The sequence below is a fragment of the Marinobacter sp. F4218 genome, assembly GCF_019443085.1.
Taxonomy (GTDB): Bacteria; Pseudomonadota; Gammaproteobacteria; order Pseudomonadales; family Oleiphilaceae; genus Marinobacter; species Marinobacter albus.
Genome location: NZ_JAHZIL010000002.1, coordinates 290,157 through 306,512, shown reverse-complemented (window position 1 = coordinate 306,512; position 16,356 = coordinate 290,157). Strand labels below are relative to the sequence as shown.

The 16,356-nt window shown below is 46.4% G+C and carries 12 protein-coding genes; 7 read left to right on the top strand and 5 right to left on the bottom strand.

The features are described 5' to 3' along the window. The first annotated feature begins 5 nt into the window (after positions 1-5). The 7 genes from K0B93_RS01810 (at position 6) to K0B93_RS19445 (ending at position 9,137) form a co-directional block, all read left to right on the top strand. Positions 6-389 (top strand): HIT family protein, encoded by a 384-nt coding sequence (locus tag K0B93_RS01810; RefSeq protein WP_219865554.1) that lies wholly within the window; start codon positions 6-8, stop codon positions 387-389. Next, positions 386-1,501: an HNH endonuclease domain-containing protein gene (locus tag K0B93_RS01805; RefSeq protein ID WP_219865553.1), complete on the top strand. Its 1,116-nt coding sequence runs from the start codon at positions 386-388 to the stop codon at positions 1,499-1,501. The genes K0B93_RS01810 and K0B93_RS01805 overlap by 4 nt, the downstream gene beginning before the upstream one ends. Continuing rightward, entirely contained in the window at positions 1,498-4,095 is a 2,598-nt protein-coding gene (locus tag K0B93_RS01800) for a DNA phosphorothioation-associated putative methyltransferase (protein ID WP_219865552.1), read from the top strand. Before K0B93_RS01805 ends, K0B93_RS01800 begins: the two co-directional genes overlap by 4 nt. 90 nt (positions 4,096-4,185) lie before the next feature. Beyond that, complete coding sequence (dndB, locus tag K0B93_RS01795) at positions 4,186-5,265, top strand: DNA sulfur modification protein DndB (protein WP_324123940.1); 1,080 nt, start codon at positions 4,186-4,188, stop codon at positions 5,263-5,265. After that, positions 5,262-6,782, top strand: coding sequence for a DNA phosphorothioation system sulfurtransferase DndC (dndC, locus tag K0B93_RS01790; RefSeq protein WP_219865550.1), 1,521 nt, complete (start codon positions 5,262-5,264; stop codon positions 6,780-6,782). The genes dndB and dndC overlap by 4 nt, the downstream gene beginning before the upstream one ends. Further along, positions 6,782-8,776, top strand: coding sequence for a DNA sulfur modification protein DndD (gene dndD, locus K0B93_RS01785; protein WP_219865549.1), 1,995 nt, complete (start codon positions 6,782-6,784; stop codon positions 8,774-8,776). Before dndC ends, dndD begins: the two co-directional genes overlap by 1 nt. A 1-nt stretch (position 8,777) precedes the next feature. Further along, the gene (locus K0B93_RS19445; protein WP_219865548.1) at positions 8,778-9,137 is read left to right on the top strand and encodes a DndE family protein; all 360 of its coding nucleotides are present in this window, start codon (positions 8,778-8,780) and stop codon (positions 9,135-9,137) included. A gap of 105 nt (positions 9,138-9,242) precedes the next feature. Here the strand turns inward: K0B93_RS19445 and K0B93_RS01775 are convergent, their stop codons facing one another. Genes K0B93_RS01775 through K0B93_RS19440 form a run of 5 tightly spaced genes read right to left on the bottom strand, consistent with a single transcriptional unit; the run spans position 9,243 to position 16,303 of the window. Beyond that, the gene (locus tag K0B93_RS01775; protein ID WP_219865547.1) at positions 9,243-9,680 is read right to left on the bottom strand and encodes a DNA phosphorothioation-associated protein 4; all 438 of its coding nucleotides are present in this window, start codon (positions 9,678-9,680) and stop codon (positions 9,243-9,245) included. Continuing rightward, positions 9,673-11,682 (bottom strand): AAA family ATPase, encoded by a 2,010-nt coding sequence (locus tag K0B93_RS01770; protein ID WP_219865546.1) that lies wholly within the window; start codon positions 11,680-11,682, stop codon positions 9,673-9,675. Before K0B93_RS01770 ends, K0B93_RS01775 begins: the two co-directional genes overlap by 8 nt. Further along, positions 11,679-11,852, bottom strand: a complete 174-nt coding sequence (locus K0B93_RS01765) for a hypothetical protein (RefSeq protein WP_219865545.1) — start codon at positions 11,850-11,852, stop codon at positions 11,679-11,681. Before K0B93_RS01765 ends, K0B93_RS01770 begins: the two co-directional genes overlap by 4 nt. Position 11,853: 1 nt before the next feature. Next, positions 11,854-13,929: a DEAD/DEAH box helicase family protein gene (locus tag K0B93_RS01760; protein WP_219865544.1), complete on the bottom strand. Its 2,076-nt coding sequence runs from the start codon at positions 13,927-13,929 to the stop codon at positions 11,854-11,856. After that, positions 13,922-16,303 (bottom strand): sigma factor-like helix-turn-helix DNA-binding protein, encoded by a 2,382-nt coding sequence (locus tag K0B93_RS19440; RefSeq protein WP_416383187.1) that lies wholly within the window; start codon positions 16,301-16,303, stop codon positions 13,922-13,924. The genes K0B93_RS01760 and K0B93_RS19440 overlap by 8 nt, the downstream gene beginning before the upstream one ends. Between the last annotated feature and the right edge of the window lie 53 nt (positions 16,304-16,356).

The following is a 16,356-nucleotide window of genomic DNA, read 5'->3' as shown; positions in this document are numbered from 1 at the left end:
GGTCTATGACAGAAGAGCGCTGTCCATTTTGTAGCATTACCCAAGATCGCATTCTCCTAGAGAATGATAGTGGTTATCTCATTAATGATGGGTTTCCGATCTCACCTGGGCACAGCTTGATTATTCCCCGCGACCACTACGCCGATTTCTTCGAAATTCCTGAAATCGTTCGCACTGACCTCTTTCGACTAGTTGATGAGGGCAAGACATTGCTGAGTGGCTCGCTCTACCCAGACGGCTACAACATCGGAATCAATTCGGGATTCGCAGCTGGCCAAACAGTGCCGCATCTTCACATCCACTTAATCCCCCGTTTCAGCGGCGACCAAGAAGACCCTAGAGGTGGTGTTCGCTGGATATTCCCAGACAAGGCAAAGTACTGGACATGACGGAAACCAAACTGCCACCTGACATCCAACTGGACACAGGCGCTCTCGGTGCCCTCTTCCAAAACACTACTAATTCCTACAAATATCTTTTCTTCCTGGGCCTGCTAGAAATAATCAAACGAGACATGAGCGGAAGTCAGGTAACGCGGATCGTTCAAATAAAGGAATTGATCGCTGAAAGCCTGAGATTTGGCTGGTATCCGCACCGTTTTTTTAAGCTTTCTTTTGGCACTCAAGATAAGGTAGGTCTTGCGCTCGACAATCTAAACTTCTCCATAGACGAGAGATCTGTTGGGCACGACGCTACAGCAAAGAATTTGCTGCAGGCGATTCGAGAACAGTTCAGAGAGATTAATGGAAAGCATTTTGCCCGCTATGTTCCTTACCGGCTGCTTGGAATTTTCTTTAGCCCAGAGCTCAAGAGCATCAAAAAAGACGGCAGAAAAAAGGAAGCGATTTCGCGATTGGCGGGAGAGCGTTTCTACTCGAAGACACCACCGCTCTACCGATTTTCAGAACATCAAGACAAGATTGAACTACACCCTCTTTGGCTCGAATATCTTCAGATAAATTATAGGGTTGTTCGCGGCTGGGCTCTGTTCGAGTGGGCTAAATTTCTTCAGGCGCGAAACCCAAACACTCCAGCAATCCTGCAGAAAATAGAGCCACCAACCCGACGTACATCGATGAAACAGCAAACCGCGTTTTGGGACGCTGTCTTGGAAGCTGCCCCCATGCACTGCATCTATTCAGGCACTGTTCTCGAACCGGGAGGATTTCACCTCGACCATTTCATACCTTGGTCTTTTCTATGTCACAACGAACTATGGAATCTTATTCCAGCATCTCGCTCTGCCAATATTTCAAAGGGCCGCTCGCTACCGAACGAAAAAAATGTCCAAGACTTTATTCTCCAACAAAGTCACGCGCTCAAATGCAGTCACCAAATCATGGCAGCCTCCAATTGGCGAAAAGCGGTCCAACCCTATTCGGATAGTCTATCACTCACCTATGAGTCGCTCTTAGAAGAGAAGTGCTTGTTGCCGGCCTATGAAAACCGGCTTTACCCCCTGTTATCCCTGGCGCGCCAGCTAGGATTCGTAAACTTATGACCGACTCCTACAGCAATATAGGCAAGAAAGTTGGTGAGTACCGTTACTTCCATAGCTCCGCACTCCAGGTGCTCGAACCGGAGGTTCAGCAACGGATAGCTGATGCTGCCTCGAGAGCTTCAATTGTCATTGGAAAGAACTTCAACGTTGTGAAACTAAGTTCCCGAACAGATGACATTACCCTTTTGAACTACCCAACGTTTTTTGAAGAGGCTTTTCCAATACTTGAGCAGTCTTGGAAGTTTGACCTGGAGACTCTGGATTATCGTTACCGCGTTTACTCAGAATCAATCAACCCGCCGATTCTTCATCGGAAAGAACTCCTGCTAACACCTGATCATGATGAGATTCCACGCTTCTCGGCTCTCACAAAAGAAGCTGAGAGCATCGGTCTATTCGATGACACCAAGAGAATCGGCTTTCTTCAGGAATGGGAACGTCTACTCAAAGACAAAGGCTATGACGTAGTCGACCACTCACTGATACCTATAGCCAACCAGGAAACAGTTTCTCAAATAGAACCGACGAGTCTCGAATCACAGCAGATCCACCGACATCTAACGGCGTTGACGCGAATCCAAATGTCCGCGCCAATGCAAAGTCTGGCACGTTACGGATATTTAGACGGCTCTAAGTCCATTTTCGATTATGGATGCGGGAAAGGTGGAGACCTACAGCTTCTGAAAGAAAACAACGTACAAGCAGCAGGCTGGGACCCTTATTACGCGCCAAACGCAAAAAAAGAGCCGGCTGACATAGTCAATATGGGCTTTGTAATAAACGTTATCGAAGACGCAGAAGAGCGCAGCGCAGCTCTTCAATCAGCATTTGGCCTTGCAGAAGAGTGTTTAGTCATCTCTGCCATGCTTGAAAATGCCAATGCGCGAAGCGGCATGCCCTACAAAGACGGTGTTCGAACATCTAGGAACACCTTCCAAAAATACTTTTCCCAATCAGAGCTCGCCGCATACATAGAAGCAACCCTCGGAGCGGAGCCAGTCCCGGTAGCGCCTGGTGTTTTCTACGCCTTTAAAACATCTGAAGCGGAAGCCGATTTCTTTCACCGCAAAAATTCTCGGCGTCGCACACCAATTAATGTTGCGGTACGAAGAAATGTACATAACTCCCAGCCCCCAAGAAAGAGAACAGCCTCTTTAGCGTGCAAATATGAAAACAATTCTGAGCTACTAGAGAAGTTGTGGTCCTTCTGGCTTGAGCTGGGCAGAGAACCAAAACCAAACGAAGTCGAAGACCTGGAAAAGATTCGAAATTGCTTAGGATCTTACCCGTCAGCTTTAAAAATACTAGTGAAGCAAAAGGGTGAAGAAGGCGAAGCGATGCTGGAAAAAGCTCAGCAGCAGCGCAATAACGACTTAATAGTTCAATTAGCTGAACATAAGTTCTATCGAAAGCCCCTACCCCGACCTTTGCCTGAACGCCTGAAAGAGGACCTCAGGCACTTTTTCGGGAACCAGGCCAATGCGCTAGCTGTTGGAGAAGAGCACCTGGTTAGCATTTTGGACAACGCAAGGATCCATTCAGAGTGCGTTGAATCAGCCCAGAAGGGTATCGGTTGGCTAGATGACAGTCACTCGCTTCAGCTGCACACGGATTTGATCCCCAGACTACCTCCAACTCTGAGAATCTACATAATTTGTGCGTCCAGTCTATATGGAGATCCAAGCTCGGCTGATCTCGTTAAAATTCACATACGCTCAGGAAAATTGACGCTGATGAATTTCGACGACTTTAACGGGAAGGCTATCCCCCGAATGCTGGAGCGCACCAAAATTAATTTGATGAACCAGCGGATTGACGTTTATCAGTACGGGGAGGAATTCGAACCTCCCAACCTTTATTTGAAAAGCCGATACCTTCATGAGGACCAGGAAGGCTTCTCTGAACAATTACGATTCGATGAAAAAATGGAGGAGATGCGAGTAGCCGATTTCAGCGGCTTCGGCCCATCGCCATCTAAGTTTGAACAAATCCTCCAAGACAATCGGCTATCGATTGATGGTTTGGCGTTGGTGAGAAGTCGAGATATTCCGCCTCTGGATAGCGCTTGCGGCAGATATTTTAAATATCGAGACTTTGTCGAATGCGGAGAGACACAGGAAGCAGAGCAAATTGAGAATCGTCCCAAACAAGCTGAAACCTACACAGCTCTTTACGATTTGGCTAAGAACCTTTTAGACCCCATTATTGACTACTTTGGCATGATTCAGCTCACTTACGGCTTCTGCTCTGCCAAATTGAACAAGAAGATTCCAGGTCGAATCGCACCCAAGCTCGACCAGCATGCCTCTCACGAGCTCAACAGACTAGGGAACCCAATCTGCGAAAGAGTTGGTGCCGCAGTCGACTTCATCGTCGAATATGAAGATATGTTTGAGGTCAGCCAATGGATAGCGGAGAATCTCGAATTCGATCGACTCTATTTTTACGGTAAAGATCGCCCTATCCATTTGAGTTTCAGCGAGTCACCAACTCACCAGGTGACCATCATGACGCGCGGCGGTATGACAAAAAAGCTCCTCCCCAGATCTTACTCGCGAGACAAATTTTTAGAATTACAAACCACTCCAATTTAATAATTCCAGTCGACGAGATATTGACCTGGAAGTTTAATTTCGATAACTTCACTTCCAATGAATATTTAACTTCCAAGCATGGAGGCCTTCGTGGACGAGTTCTCCCGCACTTTCCCCGCAGCAAGGGGCGTACAGTCTGGTCGACCTTGCTATGTCGCCATGTGCCCACTCCGCCTCATCCCAAAAATTTTCATTTTCGACGGGCAGGAAGTTCCGCCGGAACTTAGAGCTCAAAGAGTCCTAAACAGAACCAGAATTCCAGACATTGTCAGCTACCTGGTAGACAATCCATCGGATTATACCCTTTCAGGCATTACAGCATCAGTCGATGGCCAGGTTTCGTTTGAACCCAGCACTGACACAGGTCACGGTCAAAATCTGGGGCTGCTCTCTATTCCAATGGATGCCACGATTCTGATCAATGACGGACAACACCGCCGTGAAGCCATCGTTCAAGCAATCGAGCAAAACCCTGAACTTGGCTATGACAACGTTCCAGTACTCTTCTTCATCGATGATGGCCTCAAGCGTAGTCAACAAATGTTCGCCGACCTGAATAAGCACGCAGTGCGGCCAAGCGACTCAATAAGCACACTCTATGATCATCGCGATGCTCTGTCAGCACTGGCTCGAAATGTAGCCAAAGAAGTGAAAGTCTTCTCACGGTTAACGGAGATGGAGCGATCCAGCATCTCTAACCGAAGCAGTAAGCTCTTCACGCTTTCAGCGATCAAAAATGCATCCAAAGCAATGCTTATGAAGGGTAAAAACGATCCCATCACGCAGGATGAGCAGGACCTCGCGATCGATTTTTGGAACGAAGTAGCCGAGAACATGAGGGACTGGCAGCTCGCCCTCGAAAAGAAAGTGGCAACTTGCGACCTACGGGAACAATACGTCCACGCGCATGGGGTCATGCTGCAGGCAATGGGCCAAATTGGCGCAGACCTCCTGTTCAAGCCTAAAGCCCAGTGGAGCAAGATTCTGAAAGGCCTGCAGGAAATTGACTGGGCACGCGCAAACGCTGACTGGGAAGGCCGTGCAATGCATCATGGTCGCATTAGCAAAGCTCGAAGCAGTGTCGTTCTAACCGGCAACTACATCAAACAGCAACTTAGTGTTCCGCTTACACCCACGGAGCAGGAATACGAGGAGTCGTTCAAGAAATGACGGCACAAGAACAGTTCGTCTATCCGACCCACTTAAACATGATTCAAGAGTTCTCTCTTGGAAATCGCCCACTCGTGGATCTGGTTCGAGAAATACAAACAATATACTGCTCAGATGACCGCCCTTGGATCATTGGCTTTAGTGGCGGCAAAGACTCCACCTGCGTTTTATCACTTATTTATATGGCACTGCTGCAACTGCCTGCAGAAAAACGCAAAAAGCACATCTACGTGGTCTCATCCGATACTCTGGTAGAAACGCCTGTAGTCGTCGATATGATCAAAAAGGTCATTAACACCATAAACGAATCGGCACCCCGAGAAGGCCTACCGATCAGTGCACACAGTGTCGTCCCGAAGACTGATCAAACTTTTTGGGTCAATTTATTGGGCCGTGGCTACCCTGCCCCAAATCAGACATTTCGCTGGTGCACCGAGCGGATGAAGATTGATCCAGTGAGCGAGTTTATCCTCGACACAGTGGCTCGGTTCGGTGAAGCCGTTGTAGTTTTGGGTTCTCGAAGTGAAGAAAGTGCCTCTCGTGCCCAAGTCATCGCCAAGCACAAAATTGACGGCTCAGCTCTAAGCCGCCATAGCTCACTCCCAAATGCCTACACCTATATGCCAATCGAAAGCTGGTCGGCTGATGAGGTCTGGATGTACTTAATGAGCGCGCCTTGCCCCTGGGGCGGCTCGAACCAGGAACTGCTAGAACTTTACAAAGGTTCGAACCAAGGCGAGTGTCCGTTGGTTATCGACAAAAGCACGCCGTCCTGCGGAAACAGCCGTTTTGGCTGCTGGACCTGCACAGTGGTTACGGATGACAAAGCCCTACATGGGTTAATTCAGTCAGGATCTGACTGGATGAAGCCACTACTTAAGTTCAGAAACTGGCTCTACGAATCAAGACAGCCTGAAAACTCCGAAGAGTATCGCAATTTTAGACGCCGGACTGGCCGCGTCTCCTACAACTCAGGCGATATTAGTGACGATAGCGTGCGGGAAGTAAGGCACATCCCCGGCCCATACCTCCTCTCGGTAAGAAGAGAATTTGTGCGAGAACTCCTCAAAATCGAGAAAGGCATCCGGGATGGGGGACGCGACATTGAACTCATTACTCGCCCTGAACTTCATATGATCCGTCGTGAGTGGCTGCGCGACCCGAACGAACCCGATTGGGAAGACTCACTTCCAGGCATTTACCTCGAAGTTTACGGCGAGGATCTTGACTGGATAGAAGATGACGCCGGTGCTTTTACCAGAGCCGACTCGAAAACCCTGGAAAACCTCGCAGATATCTATAACGTTCCTGCTGCACTCATTCGAAAAATGCTTGAAGCGGAACTTGAAGTTTCCGGCCTGGGCAACCGTCGGGGGATATTAAACAGATTAGAGTCCATTCTTCAGCGAGATTGGGAAGAACTCTCCGTGGTCAACGAACGAAACGCTGAGCACCGAAAATATGAAAGGTCTCACGTTGAGGAAATTAAAGAAGAATTCTCCGAGTTCCTAAACTGATGCTTATTCAAAACCTTACTCTGACAAACTTTCGCGTATACGAAGGTACCAACAGCTTCGACCTAACCCCCGTTAAACGCTTTGGGCAAACACGTCCAATAATTTTGTTCGGCGGGCTGAATGGCGCAGGAAAAACAAGCCTTCTTTCAGGAATTCGTTTGGCTCTCTACGGGCGCCGTTCTCTTGGGTCAACAGTCGCACAAAAGCGCTATGAGAATTACCTTCTCGAATCTATACATCACTCCAAACAGACCGATCGCTCCCCAAACACTGCTTCTGTTGAGCTGACCTTTACCTACGCGAAGCTTGGTACCGAGAACCAATACCGGGTCAAACGTGAGTGGGAACGGAAAGGAAAGGGAGTTAAAGAAACTCTGACTATTGAACAGGATGGCCAGTCCATTCAGGGGCTTTCGTATGAACAGGCTCAAACCTTTCTTAATGAATTGATCCCAATTGGGGTGTCCGACCTGTTCTTCTTCGACGGCGAAAAGATTGCTGAGCTTGCCGATGACACGGGAGGTGCTGCACTTGAGCAATCCATCAAAAAACTATTAGGTTTGGATGTCGTTGAGAGACTCTCCGGTGATCTAACTGTTCTTAAGCGCAACATAACAAAGCGCTCCTCGGTTGAGTCCATCCAGGCTGAAATTGATTCGGCAAAAGCTGAGCTTGAAGAAAAAAGAAAGGACGTCGAGCAAGTTCGTCAGGAGATTACGACCGTAAATTCCCAGCGCTCCGAGGTACAGAGCCAAGTCAACAAGTTGCAAAAAGCAATCAACGAGCGAGGCGGTCATTTTTCCGCGTCGAGAAAACACCTGGAAAGCAAACTCTCTCACTTGCAGGACCAGAGAGGTGAGCTGACAACGCAAATCAACGCTCTCATCTCAGATGCTGCACCACTCGCACTTGCACATGATTTTTGCGAAAGATCAAAATCTCAAATTGAGAAAGATCTTTCTTCACAGACGGCTCATAGGGAGCTAAAGCTTCTCCGTAAATATTCAAAGCAATTGAACGAGCGGATCTCTGGATCGATTCCGAAGGACGCTATGAAAGTGGTTTCTCGAGAGTTGGACGCCATTCTTGAACAAAGCTCCCAAAATCGTCCGGGGGAAATCATTCATGATTTGACACCAATTCAAGCTAGCCGCCTATTTTCCACCTTCGATGATGCTCAGAAACAAAAAGCTGATTTAGCTGAGACTTTTCAGGCACTGGAACACGTCGAGTCAGAACTCGATGAAATTGGAGTATCCCTTGCCCGCGCGCCTGACGATATTTTGATCGCAAATGACTTTCATAATCTTCAGAAACTTCAACAGCACATTGGTGGATTTGATGCCAAACTTGAGGCCCTCAAGAAATCCGGTAAGGAGATTGCTAACGGCGCCGTCGAGGCGGCACGAAAGCTCGATCGACTATATGAAGAAGCTGCGAAAACCAGTGATCAAAAACGAATGCTCGATTACATTGGCGGCACAAACTGCCTTCTGAAAGATTTCGTTGATCAAACCTCCGAGGCGAAGATTAGTGATCTTGAAGCTCAATTCACCGAGTGTTTTGCGAAACTGGCACGCAAAGATGATCTCCAACTCCAGATACGAATTGATGCGAAAACGTTCCAAGTTCAACTACTTTCCGTTTCGGGACGGCCAATTGCCAAAGACGAAATATCTGCTGGAGAAAAGCAGATTTTCGCGATATCGGTTCTAGAAGCTCTTGCCAAAACCTCCGGCCGCCAACTACCGATGATCGTGGACACTCCTCTGGGGCGTTTGGACTCACAGCATCGTAGCAAACTGATCGATGGATACTTCCCGACAGCGAGCCATCAGATGATCGTGCTATCTACTGACACGGAGGTAGACGAGTCATTTTATTCCGATCTATCACCAGATATTTCACGCGCTTACAAACTCGAGTATGACCCAAAAGCAGGAGCAACTCGTGCCAGCGAAGGTTATTTTTGGAAAATGAGGGAGGCGAGCTGAAATGTTTCCAACTCGGATTCAGTTAAGTAAAAAAACTTGGGACAAACTCCAGTATCTGCAGACTAAAACCCGTTTGACCCCAAACGTTACGGCACGGATAGCAATCTCGCTGGCACTTAGGGACACTCGGACGGCCTCTATCAACGAGAGCAAACCGGAGCAGGCCCACGTCATTAACCGCGACGTCTTGTTCGGTGAGCACGAAAAAGCATACGAGGCGTTGATCCGCCAATTCTGTTTCGAACAAAATGTTCAAAACGACATTCAGGAGGTCATCAGATCTTTAATCGATAGCGGTTTGCATAAACTCGGGCACACGAGGAGTTTGTCAGATTTACGACACGTATTTCAGTACGAGTAAACAGTGTAAACATCCTTGTTTGATTTCCGCCGTCTCAGAATCTAAGTCCATTTAAAACTTATAAATGCACCGTTATGCAGCTCGGAATAGAAGATGCCAGCAAGCCTAGGCACCCAAACCGGTAATATCATCAATGATATTGTGTTTAGCTTCTTCATCTAAGATCAGACGAATTAGTTCGCCCTGGGCATCAAGCCCAGGGTCGATAATCGTACTCTTAATGATATCGAGTCCCCCACACGCGTATTCTTCAAAGAGTTTTATCTTAGCGTCAAACTTCTCCCCTTCTGGCTCCAAGTACCCGGAGTCTTTATGGTCGAAAAGTGCCAAGACATTCATAAAAGCTTCGTCGTACTCACCTCTAAAAACCGACAACGGAATAGGTTCACTCGACTTGTCAAACTCGACAGACTTTCCTCTGGAAAACCCCAGTGCAGCAGCAAACACCATGACATCCTTATACGTGGCAAATATACCGACATCATCTTTTAGGTAGTTGAAGGTCTCGGTATGTTTTGCAGGCTTCCTGACTCGATCAACCATAAAATCCTTCCTCCAAGTTTGTGTACTCGAACCTCTCTTCACTCTCTTGGTCGGGTTTATGGTATTTCAGCGTGTATTGCTTACCCAGACGTTTTGAAAGCTCGTTCTCTACTTCACCACGCCACTGAGATTTAGACACCATTACAATGACTTGATCTGCCAAGGCCGGGATAAATGACGCCACTTTTTCACGGTACTCAGGGTCTAACGCTCCAAAAGGCGAGTCCATAACAATGGGGTAAATCCCTCCCTTCTGGAAAGCACCTGGATTCTTGGCTTTTTCCTTGGCACTGTTAACAATACTACTAATAAAGCAAAGACTTGTTACTTGGTTCTCGCCCGTGGACTTCTCAAGCACGGCTTGCTTACCATGCCCTTCAATGTTTTTATAGATTTTTAAGGTAAAGTCCTCATCGATTTCGGCCCAATAGTCTTTTCTCATTATTTTCTGGAAAGTCCCATCGACCTTTGCAGAAAGTTCTGTGCGGACTTGATGGGCCAAAGCCTCGTGTAGTTCAGAAATGGTATCCGCCACTTCCTTTGCCAACTGCTTTCTTCTCTGGCTCAGATCAGCCTGATTCGTTTTGGCTTGCTCTTTTCCAATTTCTTTTTCAACTTCATTTAGCTGGTCTTCCCACCCGGTCTTTTGGTGACGACCTACAGCACAATTTTCGTTGAATTCTTTGCTTTTCGCTTTTAACTCAACCCGCCGACTTTCAAGTTCGGAGGAATCATTGACCCCCAGTATTTCTTCACCCAATTCATCGATTCGCCCGAGCAGATCTTTTCGTCGATCGGCAAGATCTTTTAACCTGTTCATGGATTCATGAATATTTGAAAACAAACCCTTACGCTCAGACTGTAAATGGGACATGACACCGAAAAGAGCCATGAATTGCTCTTCAGCCCCGTTATCCTGAATGGTCGTTTTATACGACTCCAAGGTTTTTACACAATCACTTCCTGGCTCGAGGGGCTGACCGCAAATGCACTGACCAAGCTCAATAAGATCATCGATGAAGGTTGATTTTACCTTACTCGGCATCTCTCCTCGGATCCTCATTTGATCAAGATAGTCTTTAACTTCAATCAGTTGTGCATCAATGAACGCCAGGAAGCCTCGCTCTGATATGTATTTACCTAGGGAGGATGATTCTTCAGATTTATCTTTTTTGATTTGGTCCAGCTGCGCCTCTAGCTCGCGTCTCAACTTTTGCTTTTCAGCAATAGCTTTGATCGAGTCTAAACGTTTATCAATTTCTTCGATCTCAAGCTCAATCTCAATTTGATTCTTTTTCCAGGCTTTGATTTCCTCTTCTTTCTCTTCAATACGATCCGTTAACGATGACTGCTGGTCAAAGAGAGCAGCTAAGTTTCCAGTAGAGCCCTCTTTTGCTTCTTTATTAAAATGCCGGACCACCGAGTTCTTAAGTTGTCTTTCGGCACGATCAAGAATATTCAGCCCCATTAGGCCTTTAATGGCGTCTCTGACCTGCGTCGATGCGCTGTTGTAGGCAAGCTTTTCAATTCTTTCCCCGTTAAAGAAGAAATAACTATGCATATCCTCTGGCAAAATTTGATTCAGCTGACTACCAGGGTTGGACGAACGATGGGAAAGACCAGCAGAATCGGTATAGGTTAGTGTAGGAACGGACTGCCCCAATGATTCCGCATGTAGGCCTGTGCCTTTACTAAACTTCTGCTCCCTTTGAGCGGTGTAAGTTGCGCCGTCGTCGTCAAATTCTAGGGACACAGACATGATAATCGTACTGTTAGGCGCGGCCTCAGCGATGGCCTTTTCACTGAGCAGGTTTTCATTATTGGTATCGAAATCTGTAGTCCCATATAGCACCCATTTAAACGCATTTAACAGGGACGTTTTTCCCGAACCGTTTTCTCCATGGATGACTGTAACACTCGCCTTTTCATCGGTTGAAAAGCTGATCGACACCTCGCCGTAGAACTGTCGAAAGTTCCTAATGGTCAGTGTTTTTAGTTTCATACCTTAACTTCGTCCTTAATCACTTTGATGATTCTCTCGCAGAAATCTCGCTCTAAATCCGATGGGAGATCTCTGTAATGCTTACCTTCTTGTTGGATCTTTAGGACTTTATTAATCACCGACTGAGCTTCTGGGGAAGCTGCCTTAATTACCTCAGATGGAGTTTTCATATTAAGCTCCTAATAGTTTCAATTTCTTTCTTATTTCTCTCAATGTCGAAAGGGTTTCACCGTAGTTTTCCGCAATCTCGGCAAACTCTTTGACTCGTTCAAGCTCACGCTCGACCATACCTTTTTCAATCTTGAAGGTTTCCGCATCCTCGCCAAGCCTCTCCAAAGGAGGAATAGCGATAAAATCGTAGATTGACGCGATCCCCTTCCCTTGGTATTGCCTGAGAACACGGCCTCTTCGCTGTATGAATTGACGGGGGTTCGTCGACGACGCAAGAATATATGCCGTTTTCGTTTGAGGAATATCTACGCCTTCATCGAGACACTTAATTGCGACGATGCCCTCAATTTCTCCAGACTTAAAGCTTTTCAAAATCTCAGATCGTTGCTCTTTGTTCTCTTCAGCGGTGAACTTGGCGACTTTCCAGTGACAGTCCCTTCCTGCTAGACGTACGATCTTATCAATATCTTTTTCACCCTCTATGATTGCCTCACTCGAGTAAATAAGCGTATGTTTTCTATCTTGGTTATCATCTAACAGAGTCTTTAATTGTCGCTTTTTCCCTCTGCTGCTTCCGGTGAGCTTGGCTCTCTTAATGAGTTCTAATTTTAAGCTCGTCGAGAAATCATCAGAGTCACTCATGGCCATCAGTCGAGCAATCTTTTTGCTCAACTGTATGTATTCTTCGAGCTCGTCCGAATCCAATTCACATATGACCGGATAGTAATTGTACTTGCACAAAAACCCGGCCTTGATGGCGTCCTTAATATCGAAATTAATCACGGGTTCGCCAAAGTAATCAAAGATCGCTTTTGTACCGAAGGGATCGTTGTGGCGGATTGGCGTCGCGGACAAGCCGATTCTGAAGCGGGCGTGCTTAGGCAACTTATCGACAATATTTTCTGCACCCATGTTATGCACTTCATCAGACACAAGCAGTAAGTTGGATCTGATACCGTTCAGAATAGATTGAAACTCGCGATTGCTGAAGGTGGCATTGACCGCGATGGCCAATACGTAATCCCTTTCTCCAGACAGCAACTGGTTATAAGAGGACTGAAAATCATCCAACCACTTACCTTTGCCCCCGTAGCATTTTATCGGGTCGAACCCAAAAAATGCCGCTTCGTCGGCCCACTGCTCGCCTAAATGGACGAAGGGAACGGTGATGATTATGACCAGGTTGGACTCTTTACTGTTAACGTATTCCAACAGTCGAGTAGACGCAGTCAGAGCGGTAATCGTTTTGCCTGCACCTGTAGCCATACAGAAAAGGCCTTGCCCATTTTGAGAAAACCAGCTTTTTATCGCTTGTTCCTGATAATCCCGGATGTTTCCATCCTCATCTTGTATGGCGCTCGGTACCGACGGGCGGCCAGCTGGAAGGCTATAGGGCCGCGTGCCAGAAGCTGCATAGGCTTTGATCTTTTCTATGGCTTTCGTTGATGGTTCGAAAACCATGAGATTGACGTCTTTGCCCTCCCAGATATTTTCGAATTCTTTCTTCTTGTTGGCGCACCGTTGTCGCCCTTCCTCACTCGACCATGAGCGGAAGATCTCAATGGTCTCCCAATTTGAAGAGGCTCTGGAGGTAAGGTTGTAAGAACCGCTAAAGGCAATTTCATTGCCAGCCTCATCCGAGAAAATGCCATTCTTGGCATGATAGATACCGCTGAGCTTATTGATAGGCACGGCAATTCGAAGTTCGACAATGCCATCCCTAATCAGCCAGGCCAACACCAAGCGGGCGTCATCTTTGAGTGCCGAGAACACATCATCAACTTCTTCTTCGAAAATTCGTTTTGCATGAAACTCCCTGTCGGCCACTTGTCTGAAATTCACGATCGAGTCAATGTCTCTCTCGTGCAACTCATGGCCGACAATCCAACGGGCCTTCCCACGGGATTTGGCAAATCGAGAGATTCCATGGGCAGTGTCTGCGATCCATCCGGAGGTAAAATAACCAACACCAACGTCATACGTTAGGGCGCAATTCAGCACAGGGTCAAAAAAAAGGTTATTTGGATCTTCTGAAGAAGTGTTGATCGATAGCGGGAGGTCGATATCTTTAAACATTCAGATCAAACTCCCTCACCAAAGAATCTAGAATGGCGGTATCAATAGATCTCTCCACAGAATAATGCCGATAATCCAGTTGAGCTAACGCCCTGGGCTCGCCTGTCTCATAATAGTTTTCTAGCTCGGTGTCGGCCCCGAAGAACCCAATGTAATCACCGTCCCGCTTTGTTTCCGGATCCTTCCATATAACGGAAAGAATGGTTCCAATTCCGTAATCAACACCGGTCGACCTAATTCGGTTATAAACAGACGATAACGCAACTTGTTCCTTATACGCGGCCAGTCTGATCGCGATTTTCAGCTTTCGAATATCAGAGGCGTTATTGAAGACGCGTTCCGCAACATCCCATTTTCGTTGTTCGGAGGTCAAGAAAATCTTATCGGAGCACACTAAGGTGTTCCTCACTGAGCCATTAGTTAACTCGCCTCTGGTGGGGCGGAGCAAGTCAATAACCTCTGTGATAGTCACAGGTCCATGGTTTTCCACGATCCCTTCAATCTCTGACTCAAGAGAGAGATGATCACCGAAACTCGGTAACCCCACCATAAACCCCTTTTTAATTTGGTACTGTCCATCGTCCTGAAGCACTCCATGTACAAGGTAATAATTGAAATAAGACTCTCTCAAGGGCAAATCGGGACACACTCGACGCACATGCTCATAAATAATTCTTGAACTTAAATACTGGCCCCTATTTTTTATTAACTCAAAAGCTTCCTTTTTAATTCGTTCAATGTCTTCGATATTCAAACTCAAATGAGAATACAGCGCAAAGGTCCCTGGCCCCACAATAAGTGCATCTGGCAGCCGGTTAAAGGTTGACCCTAGATTATGCTCTGTCGTTTCCATTTTAAATATGGTTTTGTAAAGCCTTGTAGCCTCACTGGTATGGATTGGCTGACCAGCAATAGCCAAAACAATACGCGCTCGTTCCGATGCAGAGTTAATGGAGAGTGCAATCTCTCCGTCCTTGTTTAAAGAGAACTTTTTATTAAAAAAATATAGAAAGTATCGCAATATTTGGCTATTAACGCCCTCTATGCTCTGTAGGGTTATTTTTCTACCAAGTCCTGCTTGACGGTATATAGATGCTTCTATTTTTCCGAATACTTTCTCTTGACATTCTCTGAATCCGCTAGTGACCAGGTAATCACCATCTCTTGAAAGATATGAATCATCGTTCTCAGGTATAACAAGATTCAATACAACTTCTAGTTTATCTTTTGAGATCCCATACAAACTTTTCAATACATTAACAGGCAAAACACCTTTTGTAGCTTTAACATATTTTTCAATGTCTTCAGATAGGCTTAGAAGCCCCACCCGGTTAGCCTTAATATATTTTTTTAGCGCCTTTGACTCTATTTGGCGGACCCTCTCTCTGGTAAGCCCAAACTCTTTTCCAAGCTCCTCAAGAGTCGTCTTATCGGCACCAGATCGTGACAATAATATTTTAGATTCTTTTTCATTTAGAGCGGAAAAGTCATGTAAAAAGTATTCTTCGTGATTAAATTTGAGATTACTCTTTCTGAACAAAAATTGGTAAAAATCCATTAATATAGACTCAAGCTCTGATGTAAGCTTTGTATCCGCAATGAGTAATGTAGAGATTTCATCTAACTTACCACTGCTCGAAGCTAACACTTGAGAGAGTGGAATACCTGCATTTTCCCGATTGAGTGTTTTGAGAAGCTTATCTTCGTTCTTCGAGCGGCCCGGCATTTTTCTTATTATTTCCTCTACAGTAATGTCGCCATAGCGCTCTTTTTCGAGCAGGGATAAATAGTGAGCCGCCCAATCAATTTTATCGGACTGAGGATGACCGCCAGCTTGATCTCCAGTTTGGGAATCAAGGCCTTCAGCAGACTCAGGTGAAATTGTGTTCAAAAGGTCCAAAAATTCTTCGACAGATTTCCGGCCCAGGTTCTGCACTCGATGCAGTTCACTCTTCAGCGCTTGAACGCTCTTGCCTTCGAGATCTCCCAAAGACTCGGCAGGAAATTCATTTCTTTCAATCGCGCCGATTAGCGCATTTTCTAACCTCACGCTGCAATCCGTCGACCTGATAAATGCGACAATACTGACGCTCTTAAATGCATCGGGTATGAGGAGCTCTCCTGAAATGGTTGAGATGGCTCCGGGCAAGTCCTGGCAGTACTTGTCAAGCAAGCCGATTAGTTCGTTTATCGTTTTTTTTCCAACATTAGGGAGTCTGTGGAGGCGTTGAATCGTCTCTTCTTTAGTCTGGCTATACTCTAGAAGTGTCTCGAAGGGCATTTCCCCTTGTTGATAAGCCCTGTTCAATGCATTACGTAGCCGATTACTCACTGGCTCGCGCTCTAGAATATCCAGTACGTTGTAGTCAGTCACGCCGCTCACGCTCTTAAAGCTCCCTACTTTCCGATACCGCTAGATGCCAATTG

Bases quoted from the DNA above. Each gene is read 5' to 3' on its own strand.
- K0B93_RS01770 (WP_219865546.1), bottom strand. From the start codon at position 11,682: ATGAAACTAAAAACACTGACCATTAGGAACTTTCGACAGTTCTACGGC.
- K0B93_RS01775 (WP_219865547.1), bottom strand. From the start codon at position 9,680: ATGGTTGATCGAGTCAGGAAGCCTGCAAAACATACCGAGACCTTCAAC.
- dndD (WP_219865549.1), top strand. From the start codon at position 6,782: ATGCTTATTCAAAACCTTACTCTGACAAACTTTCGCGTATACGAAGGT.
- K0B93_RS19445 (WP_219865548.1), top strand. From the start codon at position 8,778: ATGTTTCCAACTCGGATTCAGTTAAGTAAAAAAACTTGGGACAAACTC.
- dndC (WP_219865550.1), top strand. From the start codon at position 5,262: ATGACGGCACAAGAACAGTTCGTCTATCCGACCCACTTAAACATGATT.
- K0B93_RS01765 (WP_219865545.1), bottom strand. From the start codon at position 11,852: ATGAAAACTCCATCTGAGGTAATTAAGGCAGCTTCCCCAGAAGCTCAG.
- K0B93_RS01805 (WP_219865553.1), top strand. From the start codon at position 386: ATGACGGAAACCAAACTGCCACCTGACATCCAACTGGACACAGGCGCT.
- K0B93_RS01800 (WP_219865552.1), top strand. From the start codon at position 1,498: ATGACCGACTCCTACAGCAATATAGGCAAGAAAGTTGGTGAGTACCGT.
- K0B93_RS01810 (WP_219865554.1), top strand. From the start codon at position 6: ATGACAGAAGAGCGCTGTCCATTTTGTAGCATTACCCAAGATCGCATT.
- K0B93_RS01760 (WP_219865544.1), bottom strand. From the start codon at position 13,929: ATGTTTAAAGATATCGACCTCCCGCTATCGATCAACACTTCTTCAGAA.